At 73.1% G+C, this 7,670-nt stretch carries 7 protein-coding genes and 1 tRNA gene; 3 read left to right on the top strand and 5 right to left on the bottom strand.

All coding sequences use genetic code 11. The features are described 5' to 3' along the window. The 3 genes from ACE3Q3_RS21775 to glmU all read right to left on the bottom strand — a co-directional run. Positions 1 to 755: aldehyde dehydrogenase family protein (locus ACE3Q3_RS21775; protein ID WP_374449515.1), on the bottom strand; the 755-nt coding region annotated here is incomplete at its 3' end. A 92-nt stretch (positions 756 to 847) separates the two neighbouring features. Then, positions 848 to 2,671, bottom strand: coding sequence for a glutamine--fructose-6-phosphate transaminase (isomerizing) (gene glmS, locus ACE3Q3_RS21770; RefSeq protein ID WP_374449514.1), 1,824 nt, complete (start codon positions 2,669 to 2,671; stop codon positions 848 to 850). Positions 2,672 to 2,675: 4 nt separating this feature from the next. Next, on the bottom strand, positions 2,676 to 4,049 hold the full coding sequence (gene glmU, locus ACE3Q3_RS21765) for a bifunctional UDP-N-acetylglucosamine diphosphorylase/glucosamine-1-phosphate N-acetyltransferase GlmU (protein WP_374449513.1): 1,374 nt from the start codon (positions 4,047 to 4,049) through the stop codon (positions 2,676 to 2,678). Positions 4,050 to 4,171: 122 nt separating this feature from the next. Here glmU and gph point away from each other — a divergent pair, with 122 nt between their 5' ends. Then, positions 4,172 to 4,849 carry a phosphoglycolate phosphatase gene (gph, locus tag ACE3Q3_RS21760; RefSeq protein ID WP_374449512.1) on the top strand — a complete coding sequence of 226 codons (678 nt, stop codon included), beginning with the start codon at positions 4,172 to 4,174 and terminating at the stop codon, positions 4,847 to 4,849. Between the two features lie 6 nt (positions 4,850 to 4,855). On the opposite strand, the gene ACE3Q3_RS21755 is transcribed toward gph, so the two are convergent. Then, positions 4,856 to 5,713 carry a DUF3108 domain-containing protein gene (locus ACE3Q3_RS21755; RefSeq protein WP_374449510.1) on the bottom strand — a complete coding sequence of 286 codons (858 nt, stop codon included), beginning with the start codon at positions 5,711 to 5,713 and terminating at the stop codon, positions 4,856 to 4,858. A 66-nt stretch (positions 5,714 to 5,779) separates the two neighbouring features. On the opposite strand from ACE3Q3_RS21755, the gene ACE3Q3_RS21750 reads away from it, so the two are divergent. Then, a tRNA-Val gene (locus ACE3Q3_RS21750) sits at positions 5,780 to 5,854 on the top strand. A 51-nt stretch (positions 5,855 to 5,905) separates the two neighbouring features. Next, positions 5,906 to 6,709: an undecaprenyl-diphosphate phosphatase gene (locus ACE3Q3_RS21745; protein ID WP_374449509.1), complete on the top strand. Its 804-nt coding sequence runs from the start codon at positions 5,906 to 5,908 to the stop codon at positions 6,707 to 6,709. Between the two features lie 7 nt (positions 6,710 to 6,716). On the opposite strand, the gene ACE3Q3_RS21740 is transcribed toward ACE3Q3_RS21745, so the two are convergent. Continuing rightward, positions 6,717 to 7,670, bottom strand: a 954-nt coding sequence (locus tag ACE3Q3_RS21740) for a TonB family protein (RefSeq protein ID WP_374449507.1), incomplete at its 5' end; no start/stop codon positions are given.

The raw sequence follows: 7,670 nt of genomic DNA, 5'->3' as shown, positions 1-7,670 counted from the left end.
ACCTTCTTCACCGTCGCCGCGCACTGCTGCATCAGCACCTTGCCGATCTCGGTCGAGCCGGTGAAGGAGAGCTTGCGGACGATCGGGTTGCCCGTCATCTCGCCGCCCACCTCCCTGGCGCCGCCGGTGACGACGTTGAGGATGCCCTTGGGGATGCCGGCGCGCTCGCCCAGCTCGCACAGCGCCAGCGCCGAATAGGGGGTGGCGCTGGCGGGCTTGATGACGACCGGGCAGCCGGCGGCCAGCGCCGGGCCGGCCTTGCGGGTGATCATCGCCGCCGGGAAGTTCCACGGCGTGATGCAGGCGACGACCCCGATCGGCTCCTTGAGGACGACGATGCGCTTGTCGGCCTGGTGCTGCGGGATGGTGTCGCCGTAGATGCGCTTGCCCTCCTCGGCGAACCACTCGATGAAGGAGGCGGCATAGGCGACCTCGCCCTTGGCCTCGGGCAGGGGCTTGCCCTGCTCGGTCGTCATGATGGCGCCGAGGTCGTCCTGGTTCGCCATCATCAGGTCGAACCACTTGCGCAGGATGGCCGAGCGCTCCTTGGCGGTCTTCGCCCGCCACGCCGGCCAGGCGGCGTTGGCCGCCTCGATGGCACGCCGCGTCTCGGCCGCGCCCATCTTCGGCACGGTGCCGATCACCTTGCCGTTGGCGGGATTGGTGACCTCGATGGTGGCGCCGCCGTCGGCATCCACCCAGGCGCCGTCGACATAGCACTGCTGGCGGAACAGCGAGGGGTCCTTGAGCTGCATGGTATCCTCCGCGTCGCGGGAACGGTCTCGGGTCCGGGCCGGCACTCTAGTCGCGCCGGCCCATCCGGGTCACGGCCGGAATGGGAGCCCGGCTATTCGACGACCACGCTCTTCGCCAGGTTGCGCGGCTGGTCGACGTCGGTGCCCTTCAGCACGGCCACATGGTAGGCGAGGAGCTGGACCGGAAGGGCATAGAGCACCGGCGCGGCGAAGGGATGGATCGCCGGCATCGCGAACGCCGCCTCCAGGCGGCCCTCGAAACGGGCGATCCCCGCCGCGTCGGACAGCATGACGACCCGGCCGCCGCGCGCCAGCGTCTCCTGGATGTTGGAGGCGGTCTTCTCGAAGAGTTCGTCCGGCGGCGCCACCACGACGATCGGCACCGTGTCGTCGATGAGGGCGATCGGCCCGTGCTTCATCTCGCCGGCGGCATAGCCCTCGGCATGGATGTAGGACAGTTCCTTCAGCTTGAGCGCGCCTTCCATGGCGATCGGATAGGCGGTGCCGCGGCCGAGATAGAGCACGTCGCGCGCCCGGACGATGCGCCCCGCCACTTCGACCAGCGCCGCCTCGCCGGCCAGCACGGCGGCGGCTGCCCCCGGCAGGTCGGCCAGCGCCAGCGCCAGTTCGGCCTCGTGCCGCGCGTCGAGCCGGCCCCGGGCGCGGGCCAGCGCGAGGGTGAAGGCGGCCAGCACCATGAGCTGGGTGGTGAAGGCCTTGGTCGAGGCGACGCCGATCTCGGGTCCGGCCACGGTCGGCAGCACGGCGTCGGCCTCGCGCGCCATGGTGCTCTCGGGCACGTTGACGATGGCGACGATCTTCTGGTGCTGCTGGCGGGCGTAGCGCAGCGCCGCCAGGGTGTCGATCGTCTCGCCCGACTGCGAGATGAAGAGCGCCAGCCCGCCCGCCGGCATGTCGGCCGCGCGATAGCGGAACTCGGACGCGATGTCGATCTCGACCGGCACCCGGGCGACGCGCTCGATCCAGTATTTCGCCACCAGCCCGGCATAGAAGGAGGTCCCGCAGGCGACGATCGTCACCTTCGGCACCTCGGCCAGATCGAACGGCAGGCCCGGCAGGTGGATGGTGCGCGTCGCCGGGTTCATCAGCGCCTGCAGGGTGTCGCCCATCACGCCCGGCTGCTCGAAGATCTCCTTGTGCATGAAGTGCGGATGGTTGCCCTTGCCGATGAAGGCACCCGACACCGCCGTCTCGCGGATCGCGCGCTCGATCGGACGGTCCTCGGCGTCGAAGACCTGGGCGCCCGAGCGGCGGACGACCACCCAGTCGCCCTCCTCGAGATAGGCGATGCGCCGGGTCAGGGGCGCCAGGGCGAGCGCGTCCGAGCCGAGGAACATCTCGCCGTCGCCGTAGCCGACGGCGAGCGCGCTGCCGCGCCGGGCGCCGATCATCAGGTCGTGGTGGCCGGCGAAGATCATGGCGAAGGCGAAGGCCCCGTGCAGGCGCTTCAGGGTCGCCGCCACCGCCTGCTCCGGCGACAGGCCGGCATCGAGATGGTGGGTGACGAGGTGGGCGACCGTCTCGGTGTCGGTCTCGCTCTCGAAGGCATGGCCCAGCGCCCGCAGCTCGTCGCGGAGCTCGGCGAAGTTCTCGATGATGCCGTTGTGGACCAGCGCCACGCGGTGGGTGGCGTGCGGGTGGGCGTTGGCTTCGTTGGGAATCCCGTGCGTCGCCCAGCGCGTGTGGCCGATGCCGACGATGCCGTCGAGCGGCCGGTCGGCGAGCACCGCCGCCAGCCGGTCGATCTTGCCCTCGGCCCGGCGGCGCTCGATGTGGCCGTCGACCAGGGTCGCCATGCCGGCGCTGTCGTAGCCGCGATATTCCAGCCGCTTAAGCCCCTCCAGCAGGAGGTTCGCGACCGGCTTGGTGCCGAGAATGCCGATGATGCCGCACATGGTCCTATGCCTTCCCCCCCTCGCGCCGGGCGCGGCGCAGCGCCCGGTAGGCCGGGGCCTGCCCGGTCCTGGTCGTCTGCCGGGCCCGGGCGATGGCGATCGCATCGTCGGGCACCGGCTCGGTGACGACGCTGCCGGCACCGACGATCGCCCCCGCGCCCACCGTCACCGGCGCCACCAGCGCGGTGTTGGAGCCGATGAAGGCCCCGGCGCCGATGTCGGTGCGGTACTTGGCGAACCCGTCATAGTTGCAGGTGATGGTGCCGGCGCCGATGTTGGCGCCGGCGCCGACGCTGGCGTCGCCGATATAGGCGAGGTGGTTGGCCTTGGCGCCCGCACCCAGCGTCGCCGCCTTGATCTCGACGAAGTTGCCGACATGGGCGCCTTCGCCGAGTTCCGCCCCGGGTCGCAACCGGGCAAAGGGGCCGACCAGGGCCCCCGCCCCCACCGTCGCCTGCTCGAGATGGCTGAAGGAGCGGATCTCCGCCCCGTCCGCGACCGTGACCCCGGGCCCGAAGACGACATGGGGATGGACGGTGACGTCGCGGCCGAGGCGCGTGTCGGCGGCGAGGAACACGGTCTCGGGCGCGATCAGCGTCGCCCCCTCCGCCATCGCCCGCCGGCGCAGCCGCTCCTGCATCGCCGCCTCCGCCCGCGCCAGGTCGAGGCGGGTGTTGACGCCCATCAGTTCGGCTTCGGGCGCCTCGGCGAAGCGGCAGGGGAGCCCCAGCCCGCGGGCGACCGCGACGAGGTCGGTCAGGTAGTACTCGCCCTTGGCGTTGTCGCAGCCGACGCGGTCGAGCAGGTCGAGGGCGCGGGCGCCGTCGATCGCCATCAGCCCGGCGTTGCAGAGGCCGATCCGGCGCTCCGCCTCGGTCGCGTCCCGGGCCTCGACGATTCGCTCCAGTCCGCCCGCCGCGTCGAGCACGAAGCGGCCATAGGGCGAGGGATCGGCCGGACGGAACCCCAGGACCGCGACCGCCGCCCCGCGACGGCGCTCGGCGAGCAGCCCGGCGATCGTCCCCGGGGAGACGAGCGGCGTGTCGCCGAAGACGACGAGCAGGTCGTCCGCGCCGGCCGCGATCTCCGCCCGGGCCGCGAGCACGGCGTGGGCGGTACCGCGCCGTTCCGACTGCACCGCGGTCGGATGCGGCGCCACCCAGCGCGCCAGCCGCTCCATGCCGGGGCCGATCACGACCGCGACCCGGCCGATCCCGGCGCCGGCCACGGCGTCGAGGACGTGACCGACCATCGGCCGGCCGGCGACCGGGTGCATCACCTTGGGCAGGCTCGACTTCATGCGCGTGCCTTCGCCCGCGGCGAGGACGACGGCGAGGGTGGCGTCCGCGCAGCGGATGTCGGTTGTGGTCATCGGCATCCCGACCGGCTAAGAATCCCAGCACCTCCCGACGGCTGGCAGGAGAATGCGCCCGAGGGGTCGGATATCCGTCCGGCCGCCGCAGGGTCAAGCCGGCCGACCCTCAAAGATTGTGACCTTCGATGACGCCGAGACGGTTTCCCGCGATCGTGTTCGACTTCGACGGCACGCTGGTCGACAGCGCCGACGACCTGCGCACCGCCCTCAACCGCCTGCTGGCGGAGGCGGGCCTGCCGCCCCATCCCATCGCCGCCGTGCGGCGGATGATCGGCGACGGCGTCGCCAAGCTGGTCGAGCGCGGCTTTGCCGCGGCCGGACGCCCCGTCGCGGCGGACGAACTCGCCGCGCAGACCCGCCACTTCCTGGCGATCTACGAGCCGATCTCGGCCGACAGCACGCGGCCCTACCCGGGCGTGCCCGAGACGCTGGCGGCGCTGGTCGGGGCCGGGCACCGGCTCGGCCTCTGCACCAACAAGCCGGAGCGGGCGAGCCGCCTGATGCTGGCCAGACTCGGCCTCGACCGGTTCCTCTCCTCGGTCGTCGGCGGCGACACGCTGCCGGTCAAGAAGCCGGACCCGGCGCCGCTGCTGGCGGCGATCGCCGGGCTCGGCCTCTCGCCCTCGGCGGCGCTGATGGTCGGCGACAACGAGCATGACGTCGCCACCGCCCGGGCGGCCGGCGTGCCGGTCGTCGCCGTCTCCTGGGGCTATTCGCGCGTCCCGCTCGCCGAGCTGCACGCCGACGCGACGATCGACGATTTCGCCGAACTGCCGGCGGCGATCGCCCGCCTCGCCGCCTGAGCCGGCTCAGCGCGGCGGCAGGGTTGGACCGGGCGGCCGCGCCCGGGCGACCTGCGGCGCGTCGACGGGCGGCGGCAGCGGCCTTCCGTCGACGCTGACGGCCGTGAGTTCGGCACGCGCCACCCCGATCGGCGTCGCGAGATCGAGGCGCACCGGCACCGCCGGCAGGTCGTCGCGCAGCACCGCGACCGAGATCGCGGCGGCCCGTGCCTCGTCGCCGTCGTCCCAGGGCGACAGCGTCTTCAGGAACCCGGCCAGCCGACGCATCGTCGCCTGGCAGCGCCGCACGGCCGAAACCGTCATGGCGCTGGCGCGATCGGCGCCACCGTCGGCGAAGACGAGGTCGTAGCGCCGGCGGCCGTCATAGACGGGCACGGCCCCGTCGCAGCGCCCGGACCGGTCCATGCGGCGGGTGACGGCGAGCACGGCCGTCAGGATGTCGACCGACCCGCGCGTCAGGTCCGCCGGCACCGGGTCCCGTCCCGCCTCCGTCGGCGGATCGGCGCTCGCGACGACGACGCCGTCCGCGGCATAGTCCAGCGTCGCGGTCCGGATCGTGCCGCCGGCGTCGCTGACGGCACGGTACTGCGCCGGCCGCAGGATCCCGTCCTCGACCCGGCCCTCGGCGATGCCGCGGTGCCGCCAGGAATAGAAGAAGCCGACCATGCCGCGCGTCTCCATGTCGGCGACGATGCGGTAGCGGTCGGCCGAGACCTGGATGTCGAGCCGCAGCGACAGCGCCGGGACGCCCGCCGCGTAGACGTCGTAGCGGAGTTCGACGGGCGGCATCGCCGCCGCGGCGGCGTTCGGGACCAGCACCACGGACGCCACCCGGAACCAGCCCAGTCCCTGGATTCGCCGCATCGCCCCACCCTCCGGTCCGGTGGTTGACTTGCTCGGACCGGCGCCACTATAAGCCATCCGCCGGGCGGGCGCGTAGCTCAGTGGGAGAGCACCGTGTTCACACCGCGGGGGTCGTAGGTTCAATCCCTACCGCGCCCACCATCCTCCCTCCCGGCCACCTTCCTCCCCGCCGCCCGCGCTCGGGACGCCGCCATGGACCTCTCGATCGCGCTGCAGGCGGCCCTTCTCGGACTGCTCGAAGGGCTGACGGAGTTCATCCCCGTCTCCTCCACCGGGCACCTGCTCCTTGCCATCGACCTGATCGGCTTCCGCGGCCCGCCCGGCAAGGTGTTCGAGATCGCGATCCAGCTCGGCGCCATCCTCGCCGTCTGCTGGCTCTACCGCGAGCGCCTGTTCGGCAGCCTGGTGCGGCTCGGCCACGATCCGGCGGCGCAGCGCTTCTACGGCAACCTCTTCTTCGGCGTCGTCCCGGCGCTGGTGGTCGGCGTCGCCGCGCACCGGTTCATCAAGGAAGTGCTGTTCTCGCCCTGGGTCGTCTCGGTCGCCCTCATCCTGGGCGGCGTCGCCATCCTGGTGATCGAGCGGCTGAAGCCGGCCCCGTCCGTGGCGACCGTCGACGACGTGCGCTTCCGCCTCGCCCTCAAGATCGGCCTCTGCCAGACGGTGGCGATGATCCCGGGCGTGTCGCGCTCCGGCGCGACCATCCTCGGCGGCGTCCTGCTCGGCCTCGATCGGCGGGCGGCGACGGAGTTCTCCTTCCACCTCGCGGTGCCGACCATGGCGGCCGCGACCGCCTACGACATCTTCAAGAACTGGCACTCGCTCGACGGCTCCGGCGCCGCGGTGATCGCGGTCGGCTTCCTCTCGGCCTTCCTCGCCGCGCTGGTCGTGGTGCGGGCGGTGGTCGGCTTCGTCGCCCGGCACGGCTTCGTGCCCTTCGCCTGGTACCGCATCGCCGTCGGCACGGCGATGCTGGCGATCCTGGTGCTGCGCTGAAGGCGCCTCAGCGCAGATAGAAGCTGATCGGCACCACGATCTCGAGCTGCTCGCCGTCGACGTCCGCCGGCAGCGCCGGCAGCGGCGAGGCGCGCTGCAGCAGCTCCTCGACCTCGCGGTCGAGCAGCGAATGGCCGGAACTGCCGACGATGCGGTAGCCCAGCACCGCGCCGTTGCGCGCGATGGTGAAGCGCACCGTCGTCGTGCCCTCCATCCGGCGCCGCTGGGCGGCCGGCGGATAGGTCTTGTAGCGCTCGAGCTGGGCGCGCAGTGCCGCCAGATAGGACTGCGACGGGCCCGACGGCCGGGCCGGGCGCGGCGCCGGCGCCGAGAGCATCGCGGTCTGCGTCACCGGCGCCGGGCTGGGTGGCGCGGGCGGCGCGTCGGCGACGGGCGCCGGCACGGCCGGAGCGGGCGCGGGCGCGGGCGGCACCTTGGCGGCGACCGGGGTCGGCTGGCGCGGCCGCGGCGGGATCGGCCGCGGCGGCTTCGGCGCCGGCGGCACCACGTCGCGGGCCACCGTCTCGACCCGCTCCTCGACCGGCCTGGTCTCCGCCGGTTCGATCGCCGCCACCTGCTCGACCGGCGTCTCGAGCGGGATCTCCTCGGCCTTGGCCGTCTTCACCTCCGCGGGCGGCGGCGGCGGTGGCGTCGCCGCCGTGTCGACGGGCGGCACCGTCTCGACCGGCACCGCCTGGGCCGCCTCGACCGGAGCCGGCGTCGCCGTCTCGACCGGCGTTGCGGTCTGGGCGGCGTCCGGCTGTACCGCCGCAGTCTCCTCGGCCTTCATGGAGAGCGCGTCCATGCTGGTCGGAACCGCGGCCATGACGATCTCGACCGGCTTCGGCGGCGGCTCCGGCTGCATCGTCTCGTAGGCGATCAGGCCACCCAGGACCGCGGCGTGGCCGACGAAGGACGCCGCGATCGGCCAGCGCAGGAACCGTCCCGACACCCGGACCCG

The organism is Allostella sp. (assembly GCF_041913585.1).
Classification (GTDB): Bacteria; Pseudomonadota; Alphaproteobacteria; order ATCC43930; family Allostellaceae; genus Allostella.
The sequence above is the reverse complement of the archived record's forward strand: the minus strand, read 5'-3'. Positions and strand labels throughout refer to the sequence as shown.